At 69.3% G+C, this 23,568-nt stretch carries 22 protein-coding genes and 2 pseudogenes; 21 read left to right on the top strand and 3 right to left on the bottom strand.

What is annotated here, in order from left to right:
* Positions 1 to 8: 8 nt before the first annotated feature.
* Positions 9 to 1,541, top strand: a complete 1,533-nt coding sequence (locus tag ACSMFO_RS31200) for a PstS family phosphate ABC transporter substrate-binding protein (RefSeq protein ID WP_436461471.1) — start codon at positions 9 to 11, stop codon at positions 1,539 to 1,541.
* 55 nt (positions 1,542 to 1,596) lie between these two features.
* Here the strand turns inward: ACSMFO_RS31200 and ACSMFO_RS31195 are convergent, their stop codons facing one another.
* Entirely contained in the window at positions 1,597 to 2,061 is a 465-nt protein-coding gene (locus ACSMFO_RS31195) for a GreA/GreB family elongation factor (protein ID WP_034310019.1), read from the bottom strand.
* 123 nt (positions 2,062 to 2,184) lie between these two features.
* On the opposite strand from ACSMFO_RS31195, the gene ACSMFO_RS31190 reads away from it, so the two are divergent.
* The 6 genes from ACSMFO_RS31190 to glyA all read left to right on the top strand — a co-directional run bounded on the left by ACSMFO_RS31190 (position 2,185) and on the right by glyA (position 6,976).
* Positions 2,185 to 2,772, top strand: a complete 588-nt coding sequence (locus ACSMFO_RS31190) for a TetR/AcrR family transcriptional regulator (protein ID WP_037335180.1) — start codon at positions 2,185 to 2,187, stop codon at positions 2,770 to 2,772.
* A 115-nt stretch (positions 2,773 to 2,887) separates the two neighbouring features.
* Entirely contained in the window at positions 2,888 to 4,114 is a 1,227-nt protein-coding gene (locus tag ACSMFO_RS31185) for a M14 family metallopeptidase (RefSeq protein WP_395867003.1), read from the top strand.
* Positions 4,115 to 4,199: 85 nt separating this feature from the next.
* Positions 4,200 to 4,721, top strand: a complete 522-nt coding sequence (locus ACSMFO_RS31180) for a gamma carbonic anhydrase family protein (protein WP_037335186.1) — start codon at positions 4,200 to 4,202, stop codon at positions 4,719 to 4,721.
* Positions 4,722 to 4,754: 33 nt separating this feature from the next.
* Positions 4,755 to 5,186, top strand: a complete 432-nt coding sequence (gene rplK, locus ACSMFO_RS31175; RefSeq protein WP_037335188.1) for a 50S ribosomal protein L11 — start codon at positions 4,755 to 4,757, stop codon at positions 5,184 to 5,186.
* Positions 5,186 to 5,596, top strand: coding sequence for a hypothetical protein (locus tag ACSMFO_RS31170; protein ID WP_436461470.1), 411 nt, complete (start codon positions 5,186 to 5,188; stop codon positions 5,594 to 5,596). Before rplK ends, ACSMFO_RS31170 begins: the two co-directional genes overlap by 1 nt.
* Before the next feature lie 111 nt (positions 5,597 to 5,707).
* Positions 5,708 to 6,976: a serine hydroxymethyltransferase gene (gene glyA, locus ACSMFO_RS31165; protein ID WP_436461469.1), complete on the top strand. Its 1,269-nt coding sequence runs from the start codon at positions 5,708 to 5,710 to the stop codon at positions 6,974 to 6,976.
* 341 nt (positions 6,977 to 7,317) lie between these two features.
* On the opposite strand, the gene ACSMFO_RS31160 is transcribed toward glyA, so the two are convergent.
* Positions 7,318 to 7,836, bottom strand: a complete 519-nt coding sequence (locus ACSMFO_RS31160) for an inorganic diphosphatase (protein ID WP_016337787.1) — start codon at positions 7,834 to 7,836, stop codon at positions 7,318 to 7,320.
* A 152-nt stretch (positions 7,837 to 7,988) separates the two neighbouring features.
* Between ACSMFO_RS31160 and dacB the strand changes: the two genes are divergently transcribed.
* From dacB to folK, 14 genes and pseudogenes are all read left to right on the top strand, one after another.
* On the top strand, positions 7,989 to 10,022 hold the full coding sequence (gene dacB / locus ACSMFO_RS31155) for a D-alanyl-D-alanine carboxypeptidase/D-alanyl-D-alanine endopeptidase (protein ID WP_436461468.1): 2,034 nt from the start codon (positions 7,989 to 7,991) through the stop codon (positions 10,020 to 10,022).
* 201 nt (positions 10,023 to 10,223) lie between these two features.
* The gene (locus ACSMFO_RS31150) at positions 10,224 to 11,252 is read left to right on the top strand and encodes a zinc-dependent metalloprotease (RefSeq protein ID WP_436461529.1); all 1,029 of its coding nucleotides are present in this window, start codon (positions 10,224 to 10,226) and stop codon (positions 11,250 to 11,252) included.
* Positions 11,249 to 12,223, top strand: coding sequence for a tRNA lysidine(34) synthetase TilS (gene tilS / locus ACSMFO_RS31145; RefSeq protein WP_436461467.1), 975 nt, complete (start codon positions 11,249 to 11,251; stop codon positions 12,221 to 12,223). The genes ACSMFO_RS31150 and tilS overlap by 4 nt, the downstream gene beginning before the upstream one ends.
* 13 nt (positions 12,224 to 12,236) lie before the next feature.
* Positions 12,237 to 12,800: a hypoxanthine phosphoribosyltransferase gene (gene hpt, locus ACSMFO_RS31140; protein WP_016337783.1), complete on the top strand. Its 564-nt coding sequence runs from the start codon at positions 12,237 to 12,239 to the stop codon at positions 12,798 to 12,800.
* Between the two features lie 144 nt (positions 12,801 to 12,944).
* The gene (locus ACSMFO_RS31135) at positions 12,945 to 13,310 is read left to right on the top strand and encodes a hypothetical protein (protein WP_038520899.1); all 366 of its coding nucleotides are present in this window, start codon (positions 12,945 to 12,947) and stop codon (positions 13,308 to 13,310) included.
* Between the two features lie 17 nt (positions 13,311 to 13,327).
* Positions 13,328 to 14,704 carry a WXG100 family type VII secretion target gene (locus ACSMFO_RS31130; RefSeq protein ID WP_360090222.1) on the top strand — a complete coding sequence of 459 codons (1,377 nt, stop codon included), beginning with the start codon at positions 13,328 to 13,330 and terminating at the stop codon, positions 14,702 to 14,704.
* A 64-nt stretch (positions 14,705 to 14,768) separates the two neighbouring features.
* Positions 14,769 to 15,563, top strand: a complete 795-nt coding sequence (locus ACSMFO_RS31125) for an ESX secretion-associated protein EspG (RefSeq protein WP_038524720.1) — start codon at positions 14,769 to 14,771, stop codon at positions 15,561 to 15,563.
* 186 nt (positions 15,564 to 15,749) lie between these two features.
* The gene (locus ACSMFO_RS31120; RefSeq protein WP_073845610.1) at positions 15,750 to 16,583 is read left to right on the top strand and encodes an ESX secretion-associated protein EspG; all 834 of its coding nucleotides are present in this window, start codon (positions 15,750 to 15,752) and stop codon (positions 16,581 to 16,583) included.
* A 189-nt stretch (positions 16,584 to 16,772) separates the two neighbouring features.
* Entirely contained in the window at positions 16,773 to 19,190 is a 2,418-nt protein-coding gene (ftsH, locus tag ACSMFO_RS31115) for an ATP-dependent zinc metalloprotease FtsH (RefSeq protein ID WP_016337778.1), read from the top strand.
* Positions 19,159 to 19,431: pseudogene (locus ACSMFO_RS31110) on the top strand (GTP cyclohydrolase I); the annotation flags it as partial. The gene ftsH and the pseudogene ACSMFO_RS31110, both read left to right, overlap by 32 nt.
* Before the next feature lie 972 nt (positions 19,432 to 20,403).
* A pseudogene (folE, locus tag ACSMFO_RS31105) lies at positions 20,404 to 20,748 on the top strand (GTP cyclohydrolase I); the annotation flags it as partial.
* Positions 20,745 to 21,587 carry a dihydropteroate synthase gene (folP, locus tag ACSMFO_RS31100; protein WP_037335215.1) on the top strand — a complete coding sequence of 281 codons (843 nt, stop codon included), beginning with the start codon at positions 20,745 to 20,747 and terminating at the stop codon, positions 21,585 to 21,587. The pseudogene folE and the gene folP, both read left to right, overlap by 4 nt.
* Entirely contained in the window at positions 21,580 to 21,939 is a 360-nt protein-coding gene (folB, locus tag ACSMFO_RS31095; RefSeq protein ID WP_436461466.1) for a dihydroneopterin aldolase, read from the top strand. Before folP ends, folB begins: the two co-directional genes overlap by 8 nt.
* Entirely contained in the window at positions 21,936 to 22,424 is a 489-nt protein-coding gene (folK, locus tag ACSMFO_RS31090) for a 2-amino-4-hydroxy-6-hydroxymethyldihydropteridine diphosphokinase (protein WP_436461465.1), read from the top strand. The genes folB and folK overlap by 4 nt, the downstream gene beginning before the upstream one ends.
* Before the next feature lie 188 nt (positions 22,425 to 22,612).
* Here folK and ACSMFO_RS31085 read toward each other — a convergent pair whose 3' ends face one another.
* Complete coding sequence (locus ACSMFO_RS31085) at positions 22,613 to 23,554, bottom strand: MerR family transcriptional regulator (RefSeq protein WP_436461464.1); 942 nt, start codon at positions 23,552 to 23,554, stop codon at positions 22,613 to 22,615.
* Positions 23,555 to 23,568: the final 14 nt, after the last annotated feature.

Genomic DNA, 23,568 nt, shown 5'->3' with positions numbered 1-23,568 from the left:
GGCTGGTCTTGGAAGGCTTTCCCTGGGACGTCCTGCTCGCGGTGGCCGGGATCGCCGTCCCGGCCGTCGCTTTCCTGTGGGAGTTCGCGCTCGTCGGCCGCAAACGGCTCGGCTACCGCGTGCAGATGGACACCCCGACGGCGTCCGGGCGCGGGTTCGCGCCGACCGCCGACGCGCTGGCGCAGTTGCAGCACGAGAACGGCGAGCGGCTCGTCGACCCGTCGTTCGTGCTGCTGCGCATCGAGAACAACGGCACCACCGACATCGACACCGACGACTACGCGGTCAACGAGAACGACCGCGTCGGCGTCCGCGTGAAGTTCCCCGGCCGCACCGTGGCGGGCATGGTGGTGACCGAACTCAGCTCGCCGCATCTGCACGAATGCTTCGGCGACGACTCCGGTTTCGGCGCACGTGACGAGAATCCCGAGCGGCCGGCGGGTGTGATCGACCTGCCGAGGGTGCCGCTGAACCGCGGCGCGCACTACAAGATCCTCGCCGTGCTCGACCGGATCCCCAACGGATCGCCCGACGATTTCGACGATCCCCAGGTCGTCGGCGAGATCAAGGGCGGCAGCCTCCGCGAGACCAAAAGCCGCACCGGGCCGACGAGTTCGGTGATCGCGCTCATCCTGTTCCTCGTGGTGATCAGCATCTTCCAGCTGACCCGCTCCCTGTTCTTCGACGAGAAGCCGCCGCCGCTGGACTGCGCGTCCGGGAAGCTCACGATCACCGGATCGACGGCGTTCGCGCCGGTGCTGAAGGAAGCGACGGCTTCGTACGCGAAGACGTGCCCGGGTGCGTCGTTCGTCTTCGACACCCGGGGGAGCGCGGAAGGGCTCGGCAGCCTGAACCAGGCCGGGAGCGAAGGCGTGCTGGCGTTCTCCGACGGCGCCAAGGGCGAGGGCTTCCCGCAACTGCTGCCGCGTCCGGTCGCGTTCTCGCTGTTCACGCTCGTGATCAACAAAGAGGCCGGGGTCCAGGACCTCAAGCTCGCGCAGATCCGCGACGTCTACGACGGCAAGATCGCGAACTGGCGGGAGATCGGCGGCAAGGACCGGCCGGTCCGGCTCGTCGACCGGCATTCGGACTCCGGCACGCGGCGGACGTTCGAGGGGCGGATCCTGGCGGGCAAGCGGGAGCCCGGCGACAACTCCGACGACTGCCTCAAACCGGCGCCGGGTGCCCAGCCGGGAGTGGTGCGGTGCGCGAAGCCGTCCACGAACGACGTCCTCGACGCGGTGTCGCGCGTGCCGGGCGCGCTCGGCTACAGCGAACTGGGCGCCGCCACGAAACGCGAGGACGTGCTGCCGGTGCGGATCGACGGCCACCAGGCGACGCTGGAGGGCGCGATCCACGCGGCGTACCCGTTCTGGGAGACCGAGTACGCGTACACGTTCGGCGAGCCGAAGGCCGACTCGCTCGTCGCGAGCTTCCTGCGGTACCTGACGAATCAGGTCGGCAAGGACATCGTGCGGTCGCACGGGCATCGGCCGTGCGCCGAGCTGGCGAATCCGGTGCTGTGCCGTCCGGGCGCGTGAAAGCCCCCTTCCCTCGGCTCAGCCGAGGGAAGGGGGCCTTCACGCGCGAAACAGGTCAGGCAGGCGGCTTCAGCGTGACGACGGTGGCGCTGGTCTCGCCACGCGGCGTCCGGTACGTGATCTCGTCGCCCTCCTTCGCGCCGACGAGCGCGAGGCCGAGCGGGCTGTCCGAGGTGACCGTGGAGGCGTCCGCGTCCTCGCCGGGGATCGTGACGATGTGGAGCTCGTCCTCGTCGCCGTCGGCGAACCTGAGGGTGACGGTGGTGCCGTCGGGGAGCAGGCCCTTGCTGTTACGACCGCCGTGCTCGAGTTTCGCCGCGACGTCGGCGATGCGCCGGTCGAGATAGGCGGCGGCCTCCGCGCGGTCCAGCACCTCGGCCTGGTCGGCGGCGTCGCCGGTTCGTTCCTGCTCGCCGACGAGCGGCGCCATCGCGTCGCGCTGCGCACGCAGATCGGCGAGTTCCTTCTCCAGCTGCCGTCGTGCGGCCGGGCTGAACCCGTTGTCCCCTGAGGTCACCATGCCGGGCATTGTCCGCTACGGATCGACGGCTAGCCACCTAGATTTTTCACCCGCTGTGATCGGACAGGACACTTGCCCTAAGCTTCAGGGCTCATGTCCTGACTACTTGGTGTAAGGAACTTCGTGACCGCCGTTCCCGGCCGCAGCGCGCGGCTCTCCCCCAATCAGCTGCAGAAACAGGAACAGATCGTCGAAGCGGCGCGTGTCGTGCTCGCCAGGGACGGGCTCGCGGGCTGCACCGTGCGGGCGATCGCGGACGCCGGACCGCTCACGAAGAGTGCGATTCATTACTACTTCGCGGACATCGACGTCTTGATCGACCGGGCGATGGCGGCGCACATCACAACGTTCACCGCCGATTTGCGCAAAATATCGGCGAAACACGATCACCCGGATGAGCGGCTCTTCGCCGCGCTGGAGGCCTTCCTCGCCGAGTTCTCCGGCCGTCCGAACGCGGCCTTCCTCTGGTTCGAGTACTGGATCGCCGCGGGCCGCGCGCAGCACCCTCAGGCCATCGACGTGATGTTGACGTCGATCACCGAACTGCTCGCGGAGCTGCTCGCCCCGCTCGACGTCGAAGACCCACGGGCGCGAGCGCGGGCCTTACTGTCCTATCTGCTCGGTGCGATCGTCCAGCAGCGTGTCCGGCGGCGGCCGTTCGCCGCACTGCGTGGTGACATCGAAGCGCTCTGTTTCGCGAACTACGGCTAGAAATACGCATTAGATCCGTACCGTTACGGATTGTTCCCCCTTCCGGCTCCGGCCATGGTGAGGTTCCCTTCCCTTGCCTGAGAGCTAGGAGACGACGATGCGCATAAGACGGTGCATGGCCGTGGCGATCGCGGCCGTCGCGGCGTTCACCATCCCGGTCGCCGCGAGCCCGGCGACCGCGGACCAGCAGGCCGAGGACGCGCAGGTCCAGATCTACGAGGTCTTCGGCACCGGGACTTCCCAGCAGCGCACCCAGATCTCCCGGCTGGGCGTCGACGTCCTCGGCTCCGCGGGCGGCACGACCACGTTCATCGGCGAGGCGCGCGACGCGGCGAAGATCCGCTCGCTCGGCTACCGCGTCGAGCAGCGCGGCGTGGTCGACCGGTCGGAGAAGGTCGGTACCAACGCGATCAACGACTTCCCGCCGTCGGACTCCGGCTTCCACAACTACGCCGAAGTGACGACGGAACTGCGCAACGCCCAGTCGAACTACGGGTCGATCGCGAGGCTGAGCAGCGTCGGCAACTCGTATCAGGGCCGGGCGCTGAACATGCTGAAGATCAGCGACAACGTCGGCACGGACGAGAACGAGCCGGAGGTGATGTTCACCTGCAACCAGCACGCGCGTGAGCACCTCACCACCGAGATGTGCCTGCGGATCGTGAACCGGTTCACCCAGGGCTACGCCTCGGACCCGGCGATCAAGCGCTTCGTCGACAGCACCGAGATCTACGTGATCCCGAACGTCAACCCCGACGGCTCGGAGTACGACATCTCCGGCGGCAGCTACAAGTACTGGCGCAAGAACCGCCAGGGCAACGGCACCGACCCCAACCGCAACTGGGGTTACAACTGGGGCTGCTGCGGCGGTTCGTCGGGCTCGACCACCAGCGAGACCTACCGCGGCCCGTCGGCGTTCTCCGCCCCGGAGACCCGCGCGGTGTCCAATTTCGTCAACTCGCGCAAGATCGGCGGCGTCCAGCAGATCAAGGCGAGCATCGACTTCCACACCTACTCGGAGCTCGTGCTGTGGCCGTTCGGCTTCACCTACAACGACACCGCACCCGGCATGACGGCGGCCGAGGCGCAGCGGTTCCAGACGCTGGGACGGCAGCTGGCGGCGACCAACGGCTACACGCCGCAGCAGTCGAGCGACCTGTACATCACCGACGGGACGATCGACGACTGGATGTGGGGCACCCACAAGATCCTGAGCTTCACCTTCGAGATGTACCCACGGGGTTCGAACCCCGGCTTCTACCCGCCCGACGAGGTGATCGTCCGGGAGACCACGCGTAACGACAAGGCCGTGGACCTCCTGCTGAACACCGCCATCGGCTGACCCATTTAGCGCGTGAAGGCCCCCTTCCCTCGGCTCAGCCGCGTGAAGGGGGCCTTCACGCGCTTGGGCGCATAGGGTGCGGGGCATGCCGATGTTCGAATTCGAGGGGCTGCGTCCCCAGGTGGATCCCGAAGCGTGGATCGCCCCCACCGCCACCCTGATCGGCGACGTCGTCGTCGAGAAGGGCGCCTCCGTCTGGTACGGCGCCGTGCTGCGCGCCGACTTCGGGAAGATCATCGTCCGCGAGGGCGCCAACGTGCAGGACAACTCGGTCATCCACGTCAACGGTGGCGTGACCGAGGTCGGCAAGAACGCCACCGTCGGGCACCAGTGCCTCGTGCACGACTGCACGGTCGGCGAGCAGGCGCTGATCGGGAACGGCTCGACCGTGCTCGACAAGGCGCAGATCGGCGCGAAAGCACTGGTCGCCGCCGGCGCCACGGTGACACCCGGCATGGTCATCCCGCCGGAGACGGTCGCCATGGGCAGCCCGGCGAAGAAGCACGTCCCGCTCGACGGCACCGCCCGCGGCTGGGTCGAGCACAACGCGGTGATCTACCAGGAGCTGGCGCGCCGTCACGCGGAGACCGTCAAACCGATCGATTGACTCTCCAGTAACTGGAGATCATAGCTTCGGCGCATGGCACCGAAGTCGAAGAAGAAAACACATCAAGCGACCCTTGAGCTGACCGCCGGCAACGCGCCGGTGGTCGACCTCGGGAAGACGCTCGGGCAGACCGGCGTGAACCTCGTCGAGGTCAAAAAGGCCTACGACGCGGCGACGGCGGCGCAGCGGGGCGACATCGTCCCGGTGGTCGTGTCGGTGTTCGAGGACCGGTCCTTCGAGCTTCGGCTGAAGACCCCGCCCGCGTCGTTCCTCATCAAGAAAGCCTTGGGCGGCAAGGGATCCGGCCGTCCAGGACATGAGGTCGCCGGGAAGCTGACCCGGGAGCAGCTGCGCGAGATCGCCGAGCGGAAACTGCCGGACCTCAACACCGGCGACGTCGAAGCGGCCATGCGCACGATCGCGGGCACCGCTCGCTCGATGGGCGTCGCGATCGAAGAACCGTGATGCGCAAGCACGTGATCGTCCCGCCTTTCCGCGACCTCGACCCGGCTCTCGAGGTCGCGGAAAGGCTGCTGGCCCAAGGGAATCCGTGGCTCGCGGGGGTCGTCGCGGCGCTGCCGGACGAACCCGCCGCCGCCGACCGGCTCAACCGGATCCTCGCCGGGAACGGTGCCGCGCCGCGGCTGGTCGAGTCCGGAACGGGGTGGCGGCTGGTGCACGTGACGGCGCGGCCCGGCTGCGGTGACCTGGTCGCGGGAGCCTCCGGGCTGGCGGAACTCGTCGTGTTCGGCGGCTGGCGGCGGATCAAACGCTGTGCCGTCTGCGCACAGGCGTTCTGCGACCGCACGGCCGGATGCAGCCGCCGGTGGTGCGCCGGACATCGTCCGCACGCCGGGCCTCGCGCCGTGCTCTAGGCTTGTCCGCACCAGCGACTGGCGCCATTTGAGGTGGAGCACCACCGGGAAGCGACGACAAGGCCGGTACCGCGCGCCTGGGTCCGGCCGTCTCCGGCAGGAGTACGTCCGATGACACACCAGCCCGAACTTTCCGCGCTCGCCGCCGCCGACCCGCAGATCGCGGGGCTCGTGGAGGACGAGGCGAAACGCCAGCACGACAAGATCCGCCTGATCGCGTCCGAGAACTACGTTTCCCAGGCCGTACTCGAAGCGACCGGCACCGTCCTCACCAACAAGTACTCCGAGGGCTACGCGGGCAAGCGGTACTACGAGGGCCAGCAGCTCATCGACCAGGTCGAGACCCTCGCCATCGAACGCGCGAAGGCCGTCTTCGGCGTCGACCACGCGAACGTCCAGCCGTACTCCGGCTCCCCGGCGAACCTCGCGGTGTACCTCGCTTTCGCGCAGCCGGGCGACACCGTGCTCGGGATGGCGCTGCCGGACGGCGGCCACCTCACCCACGGCTGGAGCGTGTCCGCGACCGGCAAGTGGTTCACCCCGGTCCGCTACGGCGTCCGCAAGGAGACCGGCCGTGTCGACCTCGACCAGGTCCGCGAACTCGCGCTGAAGCACCGGCCGAAGCTGATCTTCGCGGGCGGCACCGCGATCCCGCGCACCATCGACTTCCCGGCGTTCGCGGAGATCGCCCGCGAGGTCGACGCCGTGCTGGTCGCCGACATCGCGCATATCGCCGGGCTGGTCGCCGGCGGCGCGCATCCGTCGCCGGTCGGGCACGCGCAGGTCATCACCACGACCACGCACAAGACGCTGCGCGGCCCGCGCGGCGCGATGATCCTTTCCGACGCCGACCACGCGAAGGCCGTCGACAAGGCGGTGTTCCCCGGCCTGCAGGGCGGCCCGCACAACCACACGACCGCCGCGATCGCCGTCGCGCTCGGCGAGGCGCAGAGGCCGGAGTTCTCCGCGTACGCGCACCGCATCGTCGCCAACGCGCGGGCGCTGGCGGAGGCGCTGGTGGAGCGGGGCTACGACCTCGTGTCCGGCGGCACCGACAACCATCTGCTGCTGATCGACCTGACGAACAAGAACGTGCCGGGTAAACCCGCCGCGCAGGCGCTCGACCGCGCCGGGATCGAACTGAACTACAACACCGTGCCGTTCGACCCGCGCAAGCCGTTCGACCCGTCCGGCATCCGGCTCGGCACCTCCGCGATCACCACCCGCGGGCTCGAGCCGGAGCACCAGGTCAAGGTGGCGGAGTGGATCGATCGCACGATCACCGCGGCGGCGGGCGAGGAACAGTCCGCTTTGGACACCATCGCCGCCGAGATCCGCGAGTTCCTGGCGCCGTTCCCGATCCCGGGCTACTCGGCGTAGACCGGTCTCGTGAGTGGTCTATTGAGGAGCAAGTCAAAGTCCGGTTTCGCGGTAGTCGTGAGTGGTAAAGAGGGTTAGAACGACCATCGCCACTCACGACCCCCGGGCAATACTGCGCGAAGTGCCCAAATCGGACGAGTCGATCTCGAAGAGTCACGCCACCTTGCCTTGCTCTCCGTAATCGCCCTTACCGCTCACGAGGCGCAGCACCGGCGATGTCACGTGACTGGACGGACGACACGCGTGATCCGGCGGACGACACGCGTGACTGGACGGACGAGACGCGAAGGGGCCCTTCACCGCATGCGATGCGGTGAAGGGCCCCTTCGGTGCTTAAGCGACTAGTGAGCCGCCGGACCGTCGATGGCCTCCTTGGCCAGCCGGTCGGTCTCACGGTCGAGCGAACGCTTGATCTCGGCCTCGGCCTCGGAACGCCCGACCCAGGTCGAACCCTCGACGCTCTTGCCCGGCTCCAGGTCCTTGTACACCTCGAAGAAGTGCTGGATCTCGAGCTTGTGGAACTCGTTCAGGTGGTGGATGTCGCGCAGGTGCTCGAGCCGCGGGTCGTTCGTCGGGACCGCGAGGACCTTGTCGTCCGGGCCCTTCTCGTCGGTCATCCGGAACATGCCGATCGCGCGGCAGCGGATCAGGCAACCCGGGAAGGTCGGCTCCTGGACGAGCACCAGCACGTCGAGCGGGTCGCCGTCCTGGCCGAGGGTGTCGTCGATGAACCCGTAGTCGGCGGGGTACTGGGTGGCGGTGAACAGCGTCCGGTCGAGTTTGATCCGACCGGTCTTGTGGTCCACCTCGTACTTGTTGCGCTCCCCCTTGGGGATTTCGATAGTGACGTCGAATTCCACGCCGGCCTCGCTGCTCTCGTCTTTGGTACGCCCCGCCGTCGCGGACGGCTCACCGAAATCATCGTCTTGTCTTCACTAGTGTGGACCACGGGGGCTCGGGCGGTCGCATCGATGTGGTCGTATGTGAGCTTGGCCCCTTCCCCGGACGGTGGATGAAGGAGTGTTGCGTGCCGGAAAACGATGTCCCGATGTGGCCGTCGGACGACAAGGACACCTCATCCACCGAGCCCAAGGGCACCAAGGGGGAGAGTGAGGCCACCGTCTGGCTGCCGATGACGGGTCTGGCGAACGGCAAGACCGAAGAGCTCGCCGTGCCGAAGGTCACACCCGAAAGTGGCTCGTGGTTCCAGCCCGTCGTCGAGGTGGAGGAGGAGCCGGACGTCCCGGAGACCCCGACGCCGCAGTGGTCCGCCTTCGAGCCCGTGACGCCGGTCGAGCCTGAAGAGCCCGAAGCGCCGAAGACGGTCTTCGTCCAGCCCGTCCAACCGCAGCAAACGGACAAACCGGACTGGGAGCAGTTCGACCGGGGCGCCGCGACGCCGACGCGGGATCACGAGCTCGCGAGACCCGAGCCGCGGCAGGAACCCCCGCAGCGGCAGCCGCGCCGTCCCGAGCCGAGCCGGGTCGAGCCGCCGTCGCCCGCGCCGGTCCCGTCCGCGACCATGCACGCGCGCCCGGTCCGCATCGAGCCCGCCGAGGAGCGCTTCGACTCCGAGGCGACCGTCGGGATCCAGCAGCCCGAGCCACCTACTCAGGAGCCCCCGGCCGCCGAGGCCGAATCCGCGCCGAAGCCGAAGCGCAAGGCCCTGCTGATCACGACGCTGGTCGTGGTCCTGCTGCTCGCCGGGATGGGCGGCGCCGCCGCGATGCCGAAGGTGTCGAACCGGCTCGGCCTGCCCTGGGCGCCGAACGCGCCGAAGGGCGAGATCCCCAAGCCCGCCGGTGTCACCCGCGTCCTGCACGGGCCGGACATCAACGGCGCCGGGCCGACGAAGGACGGTCTCGCGGCCGCGCTGGCCGGCCCCGCCGGTGCGCCGGACCTGGGCACGCTCACCGGCACCGTCGTGGACGCGGCGACCGGCGAAGTCCTGTGGGACAAGAATTCCGGCACTCCGCTGACTCCGGCGTCGACCACGAAGATCCTCGTCGTCGCGGCCGCTCTGCTGTCGATGGAGCACGGGACGCAGTTCTCGACGAAGATCGTCCAGGGCGCCGAGCCGGGCACGGTCGTCCTCGTCGCGGGTGGCGACCCGTCGCTGACCGCGTTGCCGCTGGGCACCGATTCGCCGCTGTACCCGGGCGCGGCGCATGTCGACGACCTCGTCGCCCAGGTCAAGAAGGCCGTGGGCGGCAAGATCTCCAAGGTCCAGCTGGACATCAGCCTGTTCAAGGGGCCGACGGCGGCGAAGGGCTGGGACCCGGAGGACACCGCCGCCGGGAACACCTACATGGCGCCGGTCCTCCCCGTGATGGCCGACGGCGGCCGCACCGACCCGAAGAACGACCACTCGCCCCGCGTCGCGAATCCGGCGGCCGCGCTGACCCAGAAGATCGCGGGGAAGCTCGAAGCCCAAGCCGGCGGTACGACGACGGCGCCGAAGGACGCGAAGGTGCTCGGCGAGGTCAAGTCGCAGCCGCTGACCGAGTTCGCCAACTCGCTGCTGCAGCTCTCGGACAACCTGATGGCCGACGTCCTCGCCCGCCAGCTCGCGCTCGCGAAGGGCGTCGAGCCGTCGTTCACCGGCGGCGCGGCCGCGACGATGGACGTGCTCAAGCAGGCCGGATTCGACCTCGCCGGGGTCCAGATCAACGACGGAAGCGGGCTGTCCGGCCAGAACAAGATCCCGGCCAAGGTGCTCAGCGAGATCCTCGCGGTCGCGGCGGCGCCGGACGGCAAGGACCCGAGGACGCCCAAGCTGCGGCCGCTGCTGGCGGGCCTCCCCGTCGCGGGCGGCAGCGGGACGCTGGAGAAGCGCTACGGCGACCCGGCGTCGTCGGCGGGCCGGGGTTGGGTGCGCGGCAAGACCGGGACGCTGTCCGGCGTGAACACCCTGGCGGGCGTGGTGCTGGACACCGACGGCCGGATGCTGGTGTTCGCGCTGATGTCGTCCGGTTCGGACCAGAACAAGGGCAGGGCGGCGCTCGACGTCGTCGCCGCGACCCTGCACAAATGCGGCTGCAGATGATTCCGGTGAACCCGCGACCGCGGAGCCTTCGGCGGGCGGGTTCACGTCGTAGTCGGTCGGCCTTCGCTTGTTCGCACCTGCTCCGCCGGCCAGCCCGGTGAGCGACCGGAATCGGAGCGTGAGGAACTCGGGACGGAAACCGGTCTTCCAGCGGGTAGCGTCATAAGAGTGACTGAGGAAACGCCGACCAAGACACGTTCGATGGTCGACTGGTCCCTGGCCGCCTCGACGGGCGCCCTCCTGGTGCGTGGCGGTCCGGTGGTCGACCGCGAAGAGGCCGAAGAAGCCGTCGCCGAGCTACGTGACCTGACGGGCGAGGCCGAGGGGCACGTCCGCGAGCTGACCGGGCTGGGCCTCGACCTGCCGCTTTTGCCCGCCGAAGTCGTCGACAGGCCCGGCTGGGTCCGTTCCGCCGCGGCCGGGCTCGACGCGCTCACCGGTCGCGCGCTGCCGGAAGCGCAGGGCGGCCCGCTGGCGCCCGTGCTGGCCGGTGGCGCCGGTGTCCAGACCGGACTCGTGCTCGCCTTCCTGGCGTCCCGCGTGCTCGGGCAGTACGACCCGTTCGGCGGGCCGGACCGCGCCGGGCGGCTGGTGCTCGTCGCGCCGAACGTCGTCGCCGCCCAGCGCGCGATGGACGTGCCGGGGCACGACTTCCGGCTGTGGGTCTGCCTGCACGAATGCACCCACCGGCTGCAGTTCACCGCGGTCACCTGGCTGCGCGACTACTTCGCCGACGAGGTCGAGCGCCTGATCGGCGGGCTCGCCGGCCGGGACGCGGACGGGCTGAGCGATCTGGTCGGCCGCCTGCCGGACACCATCAAGCAGATCGGCAAGGGCAAGGCGGGCGGCGCCGGTCTCGCCGAACTCCTGCAGTCGCCGGGCGAACGCGCGGTGTTCGACCGGCTGCTCGCCCTTTCCACCCTGCTGGAGGGGCACGCCGACTTCGTGATGGACGCCGTGGGGCCGCAGGTGGTGCCGAGCGTCGAGCTGATCCGTTCGCGGTTCACCGCCCGGCGCAAGGGCGGCGGCCTGATCGACCGCGTGCTGCGCAGCCTGCTCGGCGTGGACGCGAAGCTGCGCCAGTACGAACAGGGCGCGAAGTTCACCAAGCACGTCGTCGACGCCGTCGGTATGGACGGCTTCAACGCCGTGTGGACGTCGCCGAACACGCTGCCGACCAGGGCCGAGATCGGCGATCCGGCGGCCTGGGTGCGGCGCCTGCACGGGTGAGCGGACCCGATCCGGCGATCGCGGCCGTGCGGACGGCCGTACGGGAGTTCCTCGCGTCGGCAAACCCGCGTGACGAGGTGTACGTCGCGGTCTCCGGCGGCGCGGACTCCCTGGCGCTGACCGAAGCCGCCGCGTTCACCGGCGGGCGCGCGGGGCTGAAGGTGCGCGCGCTCGTCGTCGACCACGGCCTCCAGGACGGTTCCGCCGAAACCGCCGCCCGCGCCGCGGACACGGCACGAGAACTGGGCGCCGACACCGCCGAAGTCCTGAAGGTGCGCGTCGAGGGCGCGGGCGGGCCGGAAGCCGCCGCCCGCCGGGCCCGCTACGGCGCCTTGCGCTCGGCGCTGCCGGACGGGCACGGCCTCGTCCTGCTCGGCCACACCCTCGACGACCAGGCCGAAACCGTCCTGCTCGGCCTCGGCCGGGGTTCCGGCCCGCGCTCGCTCGCCGGGATGCGGCCGCTCGACCCGCCATGGGGACGGCCGCTGCTCGGCGTCACCCGCGCCACCACGCGGCGGGCCTGCGCGGCGCTCGGCGTCGACCCGTGGCAGGACCCGCACAACGCGGACCCGCGGTTTACCCGTGTCCGGTTACGGACGGAAGTACTGCCCCTTCTGGAGGAGGTGCTGTCCGGCGGCGTCGCGGCCTCGCTCGCCCGCACGGCGGCGCAACTACGCGAGGACACCGAGGCGTTGGACACACTCGCCGCCGACGTCCACCTGCGGGCTTTCACCGGCGAAGGACTCGACGTCGCCGTGCTCGCCACCGAACCGCCCGCGCTGCGGCGACGCGTCCTCCGCAGGTGGCTGCTGGACTCCGGGGTCCGCGAGCTCACCGACGCCCATCTGCGTTCGGTCGACGCGCTCGTGGGGAACTGGCGGGGTCAGGGCGGGGTCTGGCTACCCGGCGACTTGGTGGCGAAGCGGGCGCATGGCAGGCTCTTGCTCGAAACACCCCAGTCCACCACCTAGAGGGGAACGTCCTGTGTACGAAGGCGAGATCGCCTCCGTGCTCGTCACCGAGCAGCAGATCAACGACAAGATCGCCGAGCTGGCCGCACAGGTCGCCGCGGACTACCCGGCCGACGGCCCCGGCTCCGGGCAGGGAGACCTCCTGCTCGTCGGCGTGCTCAAGGGCGCGGTGATGTTCATGACCGACTTCGCCAGGGCTCTCCCTCTTCCCTCCCAGCTCGAGTTCATGGCGGTCTCCTCCTACGGCTCGGCGACGTCGTCGTCCGGCGTGGTGCGGATCCTCAAGGACCTCGACCGCGACATCGCCGGCCGCGACGTGCTCATCGTCGAGGACATCGTCGACTCCGGGCTGACCCTGTCCTGGCTGCTGAAGAACCTCGCGAGCCGGAACCCGGCGTCGCTGGAGGTCGTCTCGCTCCTGCGCAAGCCGGAGGCGGTCAAGGTCGATGTACCGGTCAAGTACATCGGGTTCGACATCCCTAACGAATTCGTAGTCGGATACGGCCTGGACTACGCGGAGCGTTACCGGGACCTGCCCTACATCGGCACCCTGGATCCGCACGTTTACACGTCCTGAGAACCGCTTGCCCGTTCGTGGGGAAATGCGGAACCCTGAGCGCGGAGAACGCGTCATAGGCTGCGATCAAGTGCGTTAACCTATGCGAAGACCTTTGCCACGAAGCCGTCGTGGCCTGGCCCGGGGGAAACGGAGAGAGCTCAGATGGGGAACAGCAGCCTGGCGGACGCGAACGCGTTCAAGAACGCCGCGGCTCAGGGGCAGGTCGGGATCGACCCGGACGCGGCCCAGACCGCACTGAACAAGATCCGCACCGGCAAGGACGCCGTCGAAGCGCTGCTCCACAGCGCCGGCGACCTCGGACAGGCGCCGAAGCTGGGCAACAACCCGGTCGGCAACGCGATCGCGGCGAAGGTCGCGAACCGGGCCGACGGCGGCGGCGACTCCTACACCGCCGCCCTCCAGAACCTTTACCAGCAGTACGAGGCGGCCGAGTCCGGCATCGTCACCGCGATGGCCCGTTACCACGAGATCGACCAGGCCGCGGCCGAGCCGTTCCGGAACGTCTGAGGGGGAGTCAGAAAGCCATGCCACCGAAGCACAGCGCCGACTCTTACGGCGAGAGCAGCACCAGCAGCACCCCGGTCCAGCTCGGCGACAACTCGGAAGCCGCGAACATCGTGTCGTCCGCGCGAGGCCGTTCCGACGGCTTCGACATCGGCGCCGACCGCGCCATCACGAACCCGCCGAACTGGGAGAGCGCCCCGAGCAGCCAGGACCTGTGGAACCAGGCCAACCTCGGCAACGACCCCAGCACCGCGACCGCGATCAGCCAGTCCTGGGGCTCGCACGGCAGCAAGCTGAGCCAGGCGTCGAACGACCTCTACAACGCGATCTCCGAACTGGGCTCCGCCTGGATCGGCCAGGGCGCGGCCGCCGCGCAGGGTTCGCTGGTCGCCATCGCGAACTCGGGTTCGCAGGCCTCCGAGGCCGCGCACACGATGTCGGACAGGCTGCAGAAGCAGGCCGACGCCGCCACCAAGGTCAAGCTCATGCCGAAGCCGACCGACTACAGCCCCGAGAAGGCCATGGGCCAGGCGCTGGCAGCGGGCCCGGTCGGCATGATCACCGACCAGAAGCCCCTCGCCGACCAGGACAAGGAAGTGCGGGCGGAGCAGGCCAGGTTCCTCGAGGCCTACACCAAGGAGATGAGCGAGGTCGACAGCTCGACCCCGAGCTTCGGCCCCGAATCCCTCGGCATGAAGCCGACCGCCACGCACAACAGCGCTTCGTTCAGCGGTGTCGGCAACATCGCCGGCGGCGGCCTCAACTCCGGCGCCGTCTCCGGCACCCCCGTCCTCGCCGGCACGCACGGCTACGGCGGCGCGCAGGGCAGCGGCGCGGCTCCGATCCACGCAGGTCCGGACTCGGGTGTGTTCTCGCAGGCCGGCTACAACCCCGCCGCGGGCAACCTGCCGGCCTCCGGTGTCGCGCCGGGTGCCGGCGTCGCCTCCGGCGCTGGTGCCCCGATGACCCCGCACGCCCCGGCGAGCGGCGGCAACGGACTCGGCCAGGCCCTCACCGCGGCCGGTCTCGGCGGCGCTCTCGGCTACGCGGGCGCCAAGACACTCGGACAGGGCAACAAGTCCGGCGCCAAGGACACCGACAGCACCGACGCCGCGGCCACCGAGAAGGGCGGGCCCGCGCAGAGCGCGGCGTCCCAGGCCGTGCCGCAGCAGGGCATCGTGTCCTCCAGCGGCACCATCGGTGGTGGCGCCACCCCGCCGATGCAGGGCATGGGCGGCGGCATGGGCATGGGCGCCCACGGCGCGCAGGCCGAGCAGGAAGAGGAGCACACGCACGCGTCGTTCCTCATCGAGCCGGACCCGGACGACGCCTTCGGCGCCAACGAGGCTACCCCGCCGCCGGTCATCGGCGCCTGGACCGAAGACGACGAACGCTAGAACGGTTTTCACCGGGCGCGCGGCCGATCGGCCGCGCGCCCGCTGACTTGTTTGGGGGCGGATGATGGCGAACGGTGAACTGCTCACCCCGGTCGAGCTGGACTTCCTCTGGGAGAGCGCGAACGCCGGAGAGCTGCCGTACCCGCTACGGCTCCGCTCGCACGGGGCGACCATGGACGAGCGAGGCGCCCTGCGCACGCAGACGCTCCAGTCGCTGAACCAGCGCCGCCTCGCCGACGAGCGCGGACGCCCCGAGCCGCATATCGAGGACTACTTCGGTGTTCTCGCGAGGCCGGACCTGAGCCTGGACTGCGTCCAGCTCAACAATCCCAACACCGAACCGCTGCTCGCGGTCGCGTCCGTGCTCGGCGGCCAAGGCCTGCTGACGGTGCAGGACCCGCGCGGTTTCCACTTCCACCCCATCGCCCCGGACGGCCTCGCGAGCGCGATCGTCTCCCTCCTGCCGCCGGGGACCCGTGGCACGGAGAAGTCGATCACCCTCCCGCTGGACGGGCTCGTCGGCGCTTCGGGGGCGGACTTCCTCCAGCGTCGCCAGCCGCAGATCGACGGCACGGCGACGTCCGACGAAGATCGCAAGGCCCTGTCGCGGCTTCAAGCCCAGCCGCGGCTTCGCGGTGGCCAGTTCGGCGCGAACGCGCGCAGCAAGCACGGCACGCGGAGCCGGTCTTCGGTGCTGAGCTGGTTCGACACGCAGTCCGGCCGGTACTTCACCCAGGCCACCCGCGGTGCCGACGGACGGGACTGGATCACCATCGCGCCCGCGGATCCGGCGACGTTGCGGCACCGGCTCACGGAGATGCTGGGGAAGATCGCTTCCGAAGCGTCTCTCGCGCGCTGACCCGTCCCCTCACGCCCGTGCCATGAAAGGTCCTTTCCTTGCAAAATTTGCAAGGAAAGGACCTTTCATGGCGTTCGCGCCGGGCACTTACCGCATCCGGACGACGACTGTCGTACCCCTTCGCTATCGTGAACCCGCTGGGCGTCCCGAGGCCCAGAAGCCGAGGTGCCGGGAGGGCACGGAGCAATGCACCAGGAACATTTCACGCCGATGGCGTTCGACTTCCTCTGGGAGTCCGCCGAGCTCGGCGACCTGCCGTACCCGCTGCGCGTCCGGTCGCACGGCGCGACCGAGCTCGAGCGGCGGGCCCTGCGCCAACGCGTCGACAACGAACTCCAGGCCCGCGGCATCCGCGACGGCCGGGGTCGGCTGGACCGCAAGATCGAGGACTGGCTGTACCTCCTCGCCCGCGGTTCGCTGACCATCGACGCGCTGCACATCCCCGATTTCCAGGCCCCGACGATCGCCGTGCTCGGCGCCACCGACGGCCGCGACGCGGTGATCGCGATCCAGGACCAGTCCGGGATCTGGCTGCGTGAGGCACCCGCCGACGGGCTCCCGACCGCGGTCGTCGACCTGCTGCCCCCGGGGCAGCGCGGTTCGGAGGCGTCCATCACGCTGCCGATCGACGACGCCCGCCGCACCGAGCCGATCCGCGCCGCCATCAACGCGACGAAGCAGTCCGAAGAGCCCGAAGCGGCGAAGACCCGTCGCAAGGACAAGCCGCGCGTCTCGCTCAGCGAACGCATCACCGCGGACCCGCGCGAGGCGTTCGGCAAGCTCACCGGCCAGCCGAGGCTCCGCGGCGGTCAGCTCGCAGCGAACAGCCGGTCCCACGTCGGCGCCAAACAGCGGTCCCGCGTCCTCGGCTGGTTCGACACCGCCAGCGGCCGCTATCTCAGCACGTCACAGGCCGGTCCGGACGGCCGCGAATGGGTCACCGTCTCACCCGCGGACGTCAAGACACTCCGGATGAGGCTGGGTGAAATGGCCGCCGGTGTGGCGGTCGACACACGCTGAGACCCGGCTCCGGGAACCCTCGCGAGGCGTCCGCCGTTTACGTCCGAGAGGCTCACCACCCTCATCCGTCCAGGCGGGCGGTATCCTGAGGGGCGGGTGTCGGAGCACCATGGGTCGTCAAGATCGTGATGGCGGGTATCACAGGAGCCGCCCAACCAGGAAGGGTCGAGGCCACCAGGGCCGAGTCGTATGAACCGGAAGAGCGTGCTCAGGAACCCAGTGCTCTGGATTCTCGCGGCGGTACTGGCGTTTCTCGCATACAACACGATCTTCGACAGTGATCGTGGCTACACCCAGGTGCCGATCTCGATCGCGAACCAGCAGATCACCGCGAACAACGTCAAGGAAGCCTCGCAAGAGGACAAGGAGCAGCAGATCAAGCTGCTGCTGAACAAGAAGATCGAGGTCGACGGCCAGCAGGTCGACCAGATCATCGCGCAGTACCCGGCGAACGTCGCGGGCACCATCTACGGCCAGCTCATCGGCCTCAAGAGCGGTGACAACCCGGTCAAGTTCACCACCAAGGTCACCCAGCAGAACGTCCTCACCCAGATCCTGATCTTCGCCATCCCCTTGGCGCTGGTGCTGGGCCTGCTGATGTGGATGATGAACAACGCGCAGGGCGGCGGGAACCGCGTCCTCAACTTCGGCAAGTCGAAGGCCAAACAGCTCAACAAGGACATGCCCAAGACGACCTTCGGGGACGTCGCGGGCGCCGACGAGGCCGTCGAAGAGCTGTACGAGATCAAGGACTTCCTGCAGAACCCGGCGCGCTACCAGGCGCTCGGCGCGAAGATCCCCAAGGGCGTGCTGCTCTACGGGCCGCCCGGTACCGGTAAGACGCTGCTCGCGCGAGCCGTCGCCGGCGAGGCGGGCGTGCCGTTCTACACGATCTCCGGTTCCGACTTCGTCGAGATGTTCGTCGGTGTCGGCGCCTCGCGAGTCCGCGACCTGTTCGAGCAGGCCAAGCAGAACGCGCCCTGCATCATCTTCGTCGACGAGATCGACGCGGTCGGCCGCCAGCGCGGTGCCGGCCTCGGCGGCGGCCACGACGAACGCGAGCAGACGCTGAACCAGCTCCTCGTCGAGATGGACGGCTTCGACGCGCGCGGCGGCATCATCCTGATCGCCGCGACCAACCGCCCCGACATCCTCGACCCGGCGCTCCTGCGCCCCGGCCGCTTCGACCGCCAGATCCCGGTGTCCGCGCCGGACATGCGCGGCCGCAAGGCGATCCTCGAGGTGCACGCCAAGGGCAAGCCGATCGCGCAGGGCACCGACCTGAGCAGCCTCGCCAAGCGGACCGTCGGCATGTCCGGCGCGGACCTGGCGAACGTGCTCAACGAGGCCGCGCTGCTCACCGCCCGCCAAAACGGGCACGTGATCACCGACGCCGCGCTGGAGGAGTCCGTCGACCGCGTCGTCGGCGGCCCCGCCCGCAAGAGCCGGATCATCTCCGAGAAGGAGAAGAAGATCACGGCCTACCACGAGGGCGGGCACGCGCTCGCCGCGTGGGCGATGCCGGACATCGAGCCGGTCTACAAGCTGACGATCCTGCCGCGTGGGCGCACCGGCGGGCACGCCCTGCTCGTCCCGGAGGACGACAAGGAGTTGATGACCCGCTCGGAGATGATCGGGCGCCTGGTCTTCGCCATGGGCGGCCGGACCGCGGAGGAGCTCGTCTTCCACGAGCCCACCACTGGTGCCTCCTCCGACATCGAGCAGGCGACGAAGATCGCCCGCGCGATGGTCACCGAGTACGGCATGAGTGCCCGGCTCGGCGCGGTCAAGTACGGCCAGGAACAGGGCGACCCGTTCCTCGGCCGCTCGGCCGGCCGCCAGGCGGACTACTCGCTCGAGGTCGCGCACGAGATCGACGAGGAGGTGCGCAAGCTCATCGAGACCGCGCACACCGAGGCGTGGCACGTGCTGAGCACCTACCGCGACGTGCTGGACGAGCTGGTCATCGAGCTCCTCGAAAAGGAGACGCTGACCCGCAAGGACCTCGAGCGGATCTTCGCGACCGTCGAGAAGCGCCCGCACATCACCATCTTCAACGAGTTCGGCGACCGGAAGCCGTCCGACAAGCCGCCGATCAAGACCCCCGGCGAGCTGGCCATGGAGCGCGGCGAGCCGTGGCCCCCGCCGGAGGAGAAGAAGGAGCAGCCGGTGCTGCAGCCGGCGCCGACCCCGGTCGGCACCGCGCAGGGCGGCGGCGACCTTCCCGGCGGCCCGCCGTACACGCAGCCGGCCCCGCCCCCGGACCCGAACGCCAACCCGTACGCCCCTCCGCCGCCGGGCGCCTACCCCAACGGCGGTCGCCCCAACGGCGGGCCGAACGGCACCGGTCACTGGCCCCAGGCATATGGTGGGCAGCAGCCGGGCGGACCGGCAGGCGGTTACCAGGGTGGGCCCGTAGGCGGCCCGCCGAACTACGGGGCTCCTCCCGGATGGACCCCGGCGACCCAGCCGGGCGGCCAGCCGAACCAGCCCTGGCGTCCCGCCGAAGACCGCCCGCGTGACGGCTGGTTCGCTGACCAGCCCGGCGGTCAGCAGGACGAAGGACAGCAACGGCGTGACGACGGACAGGACGACACCAAGCGATAACGGCGACCGCCCGGTCTTCGACCAGGACCGGGCCGAGAAAGCCGTACGCGAACTCCTGCTCGCCTGTGGTGAGGACCCGGACCGGGACGGTCTCTTGGAGACCCCGGCCCGGGTCGCTCGCGCTTACCGGGAAATGTTCGCCGGTCTCTACACCGAACCGGACCACGTCCTGGACCGCACGTTCGACGAGGCCCACGAAGAACTCGTGCTGGTGACCGACATCCCGATGTTCAGCACCTGTGTGCCGAGCAAGCAGACGGTGAACGCGGTCGGAGGCCGTAAGCAGGCGGCCGAGGTCGAAGTCGGTGACAAGCTGTGGACTCTGTCGGGTGGCAAGGTCGAGGAGACCACGGTCACCGAGATCAGCTCGCACCAGACTCGTGAGCTTGTCGAGGTCACGACCGCAGGCGGAAGTTTCAAGGTCACTCCTGACCATCCTTTGGCGACGCCCAAGGGCTGGGTGGAGGCCAAGGACGTCGAGGGTTCCTTCATCGAGTGGACCCACGCGCGCAAGCTTTGCCGGGATCGCTGGAAGCCGAAGTTCGGCTACGACTTCGGCTATGTCATCGGTGCGACCTGCTCGGACGGAACCGTCGCCGAGCGCTACGTCTCGCTGGTGGTGAACGACCGCGACTTCGCGAAAAAGTACGCCGAGTCGCTCTATCGTGCCTTCGGGATCGAGGCGAAACTCGAACCGGTCACGCGACCGTCGGGCTACCTTGAGCGCGATGTTCCGGGATTTCGGGTGCGAGTCGTCTCGTCGTTCCTCGCGGATCTGATGCGGCAGTACGTCGGTGGCGATGCCCACCATCAACGGCAGCGCTTTCCGATGGTCGTGCTCAACGATTTGAGCACCTTCAACGGTTTCCTCGACGGATATGTGGACGGGGACGGCTTCCGCCACAAGAAGATCGCGGGCCGGACCGTCGTCAGCGCGAATGTACCCTTCCTGGAGGATCTGGCCACGGTCATCGGGGCTCGTTTCACTCCCAAAAGTGGCGGGATCGCCTCGCACCTATATATCGCCGACAGCTGGTTCCGGCGCCACGGCTTCCCTCAAGACGACTACTCAACGGACCTGATCGAGTCGGAGTACGTCGAGGTGGAGTCCGTCCGCCCCGTGAAGGCCACAGGAACCAAGCCCTACACGGTGTACAGCTTCAAATGCGAGCCCCACCCGACGTTCCTGATCGCCGGGCACCTGACGCATAACTGTGAACATCATTTGGTGCCCTTCCACGGTGTTGCCCACGTCGGCTATATCCCGAACGGCCACGGCAAGGTCACCGGCCTGTCCAAACTGGCCCGTCTCGTCGACCTCTACGCCAAGCGCCCGCAGGTCCAGGAGCGGCTCACCTCCCAGGTCGCCGACGCGCTCATGCGCAAACTCGAGCCCCGCGGCGCGATCGTCGTCGTCGAGGCCGAACATCTCTGCATGGCCATGCGCGGTATCCGCAAACCCGGCGCCAGGACGACGACGTCCGCCGTGCGCGGGCTGCTGCAGTCTTCGGCGTCCTCGCGGGCGGAGGCGCTGGACCTGATCAAGGGCCGTCGATGACCGCCCTGCCCCGGCCCGGCCGGTGTGCGGTGATGGGCATCCTGAACGTCACCCCCGATTCCTTTTCGGACGGTGGCCGCTACCTCGGCGTCGAGCAGGCACTGGAGCACGCGCACGAGATGTGGGCGCGCGGCGCGGATCTGATCGACGTCGGCGGGGAGTCGACGCGGCCGGGAGCGTCCCGGGTGGACGCCGAGACCGAGATTTCCCGGATCATGCCGGTGATCCGCACGCTCGCCGCCGACGGCGTCGCGATGTCCGTGGACACCACCCGTGCCGAGGTCGCTCTCGCCGCGGTAGAGGCCGGGGCTTCCGTCATCAACGACGTCTCCGGTGGGCTGGCCGATCCGAACATGGCGAAGGTCGCCGCCGAGACCGGTGTCCCGTATGTGCTGATGCACTGGCGCGGGCACAGCAAGGACATGAACGCGCTGGCGTCCTATGAGGACGTCGTCGCGGACGTGCGTGCCGAGCTGCTGTCCCGAGTGGACGAAGCACTCGCCGCGGGCGTCGACCGCGGCGCGATCGTGCTCGACCCCGGGCTGGGTTTCGCGAAGAACGCCGAGCACGACTGGGCGCTGTTGAACGGCCTGGATTCCTTTCTGTCTCTGGGTTTCCCGGTCCTCGTCGGCGCGTCGCGCAAACGGTTCCTCGGGCGCCTGTTGTCCGGAAAGGACGGAAAGCCCGCCCCGCCGGACGGCCGCGAGAACGCGACCGCGGCCGTGTCCGCGCTCGCCGCGGCGGCCGGAGCCTGGGGTGTGCGGGTGCACGAGGTCGGCGCGAGCATCGACGCCGTGACCGTCGCGGCGGCTTGGCGGAAGGGGAGTCCTGTTGTCTGACCGGATCACGTTGACCGGATTGAGGGTCTTCGGCAGGCACGGGGTCTTCGACCACGAGAAGCGGGACGGGCAGGAGTTCGTCGTCGACATCGTGGTGTGGCTGGACCTCGGCCCGGCCGCCGCGTCCGACGACCTGACCAAGACGCTGCACTACGGCGAACTGGCGGAGCTCGCCGCCGGGATCGTGGCGGGCGAGCCGTACGACCTCATCGAGAGTGTCGCCGGGAAGATCGCCGGCGAGGTGCTGCGCGACGAGCGGCTGACCGCCGTCGAGGTGACGGTGCACAAGCCGTCCGCCCCGATCCCGCTGAATTTCGACGACGTCGCCGTGACGGTGCGGCGGGAGCGATGAGCCGCGCGCTGCTCTCGCTCGGCTCCAACCTGGGTGACCGGCTCGCGTACCTCCGGTCCGCCGTCGACGCGGTCCGGCCCTCGGTCGTCGCGGTGTCGTCGGTTTACGAGACCAAGGCGTGGGGCGTCGAGGACCAGCCGGACTTCCTCAACGCCGTCGTCCTGGTCGACGACCCGGCGCGCGATCACTGGGATTGGCTGCGCACCGGGCAGGCCGCCGAGCAGGCGGCGGAGCGCGTGCGCGAACTCCGGTGGGGTCCGCGCACGCTGGATGTCGACATAGTGACCGTGGACGGGGTGCGCTCCGACGACCCCCAGTTGGTGCTGCCGCATCCCGGCACGCCGGAGCGCGCGAGCGTGCTGATCCCCTGGCTGGAGATCGAGCCCGACGCGGTGCTTCCCGGCCACGGTCCCGTCGCCGGCCTCCTCGCCGCCCGCCCCGCCTCGGACCGCGACTCCGTCCGCCTCACGCATTTCGTCCTCTGAATGCGGTAGTTCGTGATGCGAACCACCGCATCCAGAGGACTAAACGCCCCCCGAGGTTGCGAAAGCCACTTTCGCAACCTTCAACGTTGCGAAAGTGGCTTTCGCAACGCGCCCTCGCGACCCAGTCGACCGCCGCATCCAGAGGACGAAACGCGGGGCGGGTAGCGGGTGGTAGCAAAGGTCCCTTGCTAACCCAGCGCGGAGCGCAGGGCGGCGATGATCCACTCCGCCTGCCGCATCTGCGACGGGAACGACGGCCAGCCGTTCATCTTCCCCATCAGCAGCCAGTACCGCTCGGCCCGCGGGTCGGAGCTGATCGCCATCCCGTCGGCGAGCCGCTTCCGCCAGGCGGGGTCGTGCGGGTCACGGCCGTTGCGCGAAGACTGCGTGAAGATCGTCTCCGCCAGTTCCCGGCCTTCGGGCGAGTCCGGTGCGAGGCCGGCTTCGAGCGCTTCGGTCGCCTTCGCGCTCCACGCCATCCACAGCTCCTGCTGCTTCGCCCCGAAGTCCGCCCCGTCCTGCTTCCGGAGCTGCGAGTGCCACTCGCTCATCCGGCGGACGGACGTGCGGAACTCCTCGTCCTGCACGAGTTCGGCGAACTCGATCCACGCCTCCAGCTGCTCGGGCGTCGGGTCGGCGGGCAGTTCCGGTTTCGCCGAGACCATCCGCTCGTAGAACTCCGGATCCAGCTCGAGCCCTTCGACCATGTCCGCCCAGAACTCGTCGAGCAAACGTTTGCGGTCTTCGTCCGACATCGACGCGAGTTTGTTCATCAGTTCGACCTCCTCCAGTGGTGAGTCCCGTTTGGCCACCGCTCGCAGGACCGCGCGGCGCAGCTCCAGCCGCCGGATCTGCTCGTCCAGGGCGGCGACGTGCTGGACCGCGAGGTCCCCGATGGTCGCTTCCCTGGTCAGTGCCCGCTCCACGTCAGCGAGGCCCAGCCCGAGTTCCCGCAGTGTCCGGACCAGCTCCAGGCGCGCCATCGCGGTGGCGTCGTAGAGGCGGTAGCCCGAATCGGTGCGGTCGGTCGGGGGCAGGAGCCCTTCGTCGGAGTAGAAGCGGATGGTCTTCACCGGCAGGCCGGTCCGTTTGGCCAGCTCCCCGATGGTGAAAACCGCTGCGGTGCCCATATGCTTCATCGTCG

This window comes from Amycolatopsis sp. w19, assembly GCF_051373225.1.
GTDB classification, from domain to species: Bacteria; Actinomycetota; Actinomycetes; order Mycobacteriales; family Pseudonocardiaceae; genus Amycolatopsis; species Amycolatopsis japonica.
Note: the sequence above shows the minus strand (reverse complement) of the source record. Positions and strands in the feature narration are given on the sequence as shown.

What these genes read in the sequence shown, in the direction of transcription:
- ACSMFO_RS31120 (WP_073845610.1), top strand. Translation starts at nt 15,750, where the DNA reads ATGCACCAGGAACATTTCACGCCGATGGCGTTCGACTTCCTCTGGGAG.
- dacB (WP_436461468.1), top strand. Translation starts at nt 7,989, where the DNA reads ATGAAGGAGTGTTGCGTGCCGGAAAACGATGTCCCGATGTGGCCGTCG.
- ACSMFO_RS31135 (WP_038520899.1), top strand. Translation starts at nt 12,945, where the DNA reads ATGGGGAACAGCAGCCTGGCGGACGCGAACGCGTTCAAGAACGCCGCG.
- ACSMFO_RS31130 (WP_360090222.1), top strand. Translation starts at nt 13,328, where the DNA reads ATGCCACCGAAGCACAGCGCCGACTCTTACGGCGAGAGCAGCACCAGC.
- glyA (WP_436461469.1), top strand. Translation starts at nt 5,708, where the DNA reads ATGACACACCAGCCCGAACTTTCCGCGCTCGCCGCCGCCGACCCGCAG.
- ftsH (WP_016337778.1), top strand. Translation starts at nt 16,773, where the DNA reads ATGAACCGGAAGAGCGTGCTCAGGAACCCAGTGCTCTGGATTCTCGCG.
- folP (WP_037335215.1), top strand. Translation starts at nt 20,745, where the DNA reads ATGACCGCCCTGCCCCGGCCCGGCCGGTGTGCGGTGATGGGCATCCTG.
- ACSMFO_RS31180 (WP_037335186.1), top strand. Translation starts at nt 4,200, where the DNA reads ATGCCGATGTTCGAATTCGAGGGGCTGCGTCCCCAGGTGGATCCCGAA.
- folK (WP_436461465.1), top strand. Translation starts at nt 21,936, where the DNA reads ATGAGCCGCGCGCTGCTCTCGCTCGGCTCCAACCTGGGTGACCGGCTC.
- ACSMFO_RS31125 (WP_038524720.1), top strand. Translation starts at nt 14,769, where the DNA reads ATGGCGAACGGTGAACTGCTCACCCCGGTCGAGCTGGACTTCCTCTGG.
- ACSMFO_RS31185 (WP_395867003.1), top strand. Translation starts at nt 2,888, where the DNA reads ATGGCCGTGGCGATCGCGGCCGTCGCGGCGTTCACCATCCCGGTCGCC.
- ACSMFO_RS31150 (WP_436461529.1), top strand. Translation starts at nt 10,224, where the DNA reads ATGGTCGACTGGTCCCTGGCCGCCTCGACGGGCGCCCTCCTGGTGCGT.
- ACSMFO_RS31170 (WP_436461470.1), top strand. Translation starts at nt 5,186, where the DNA reads ATGCGCAAGCACGTGATCGTCCCGCCTTTCCGCGACCTCGACCCGGCT.
- ACSMFO_RS31195 (WP_034310019.1), bottom strand. Translation starts at nt 2,061, where the DNA reads ATGGTGACCTCAGGGGACAACGGGTTCAGCCCGGCCGCACGACGGCAG.
- ACSMFO_RS31085 (WP_436461464.1), bottom strand. Translation starts at nt 23,554, where the DNA reads ATGGGCACCGCAGCGGTTTTCACCATCGGGGAGCTGGCCAAACGGACC.
- rplK (WP_037335188.1), top strand. Translation starts at nt 4,755, where the DNA reads ATGGCACCGAAGTCGAAGAAGAAAACACATCAAGCGACCCTTGAGCTG.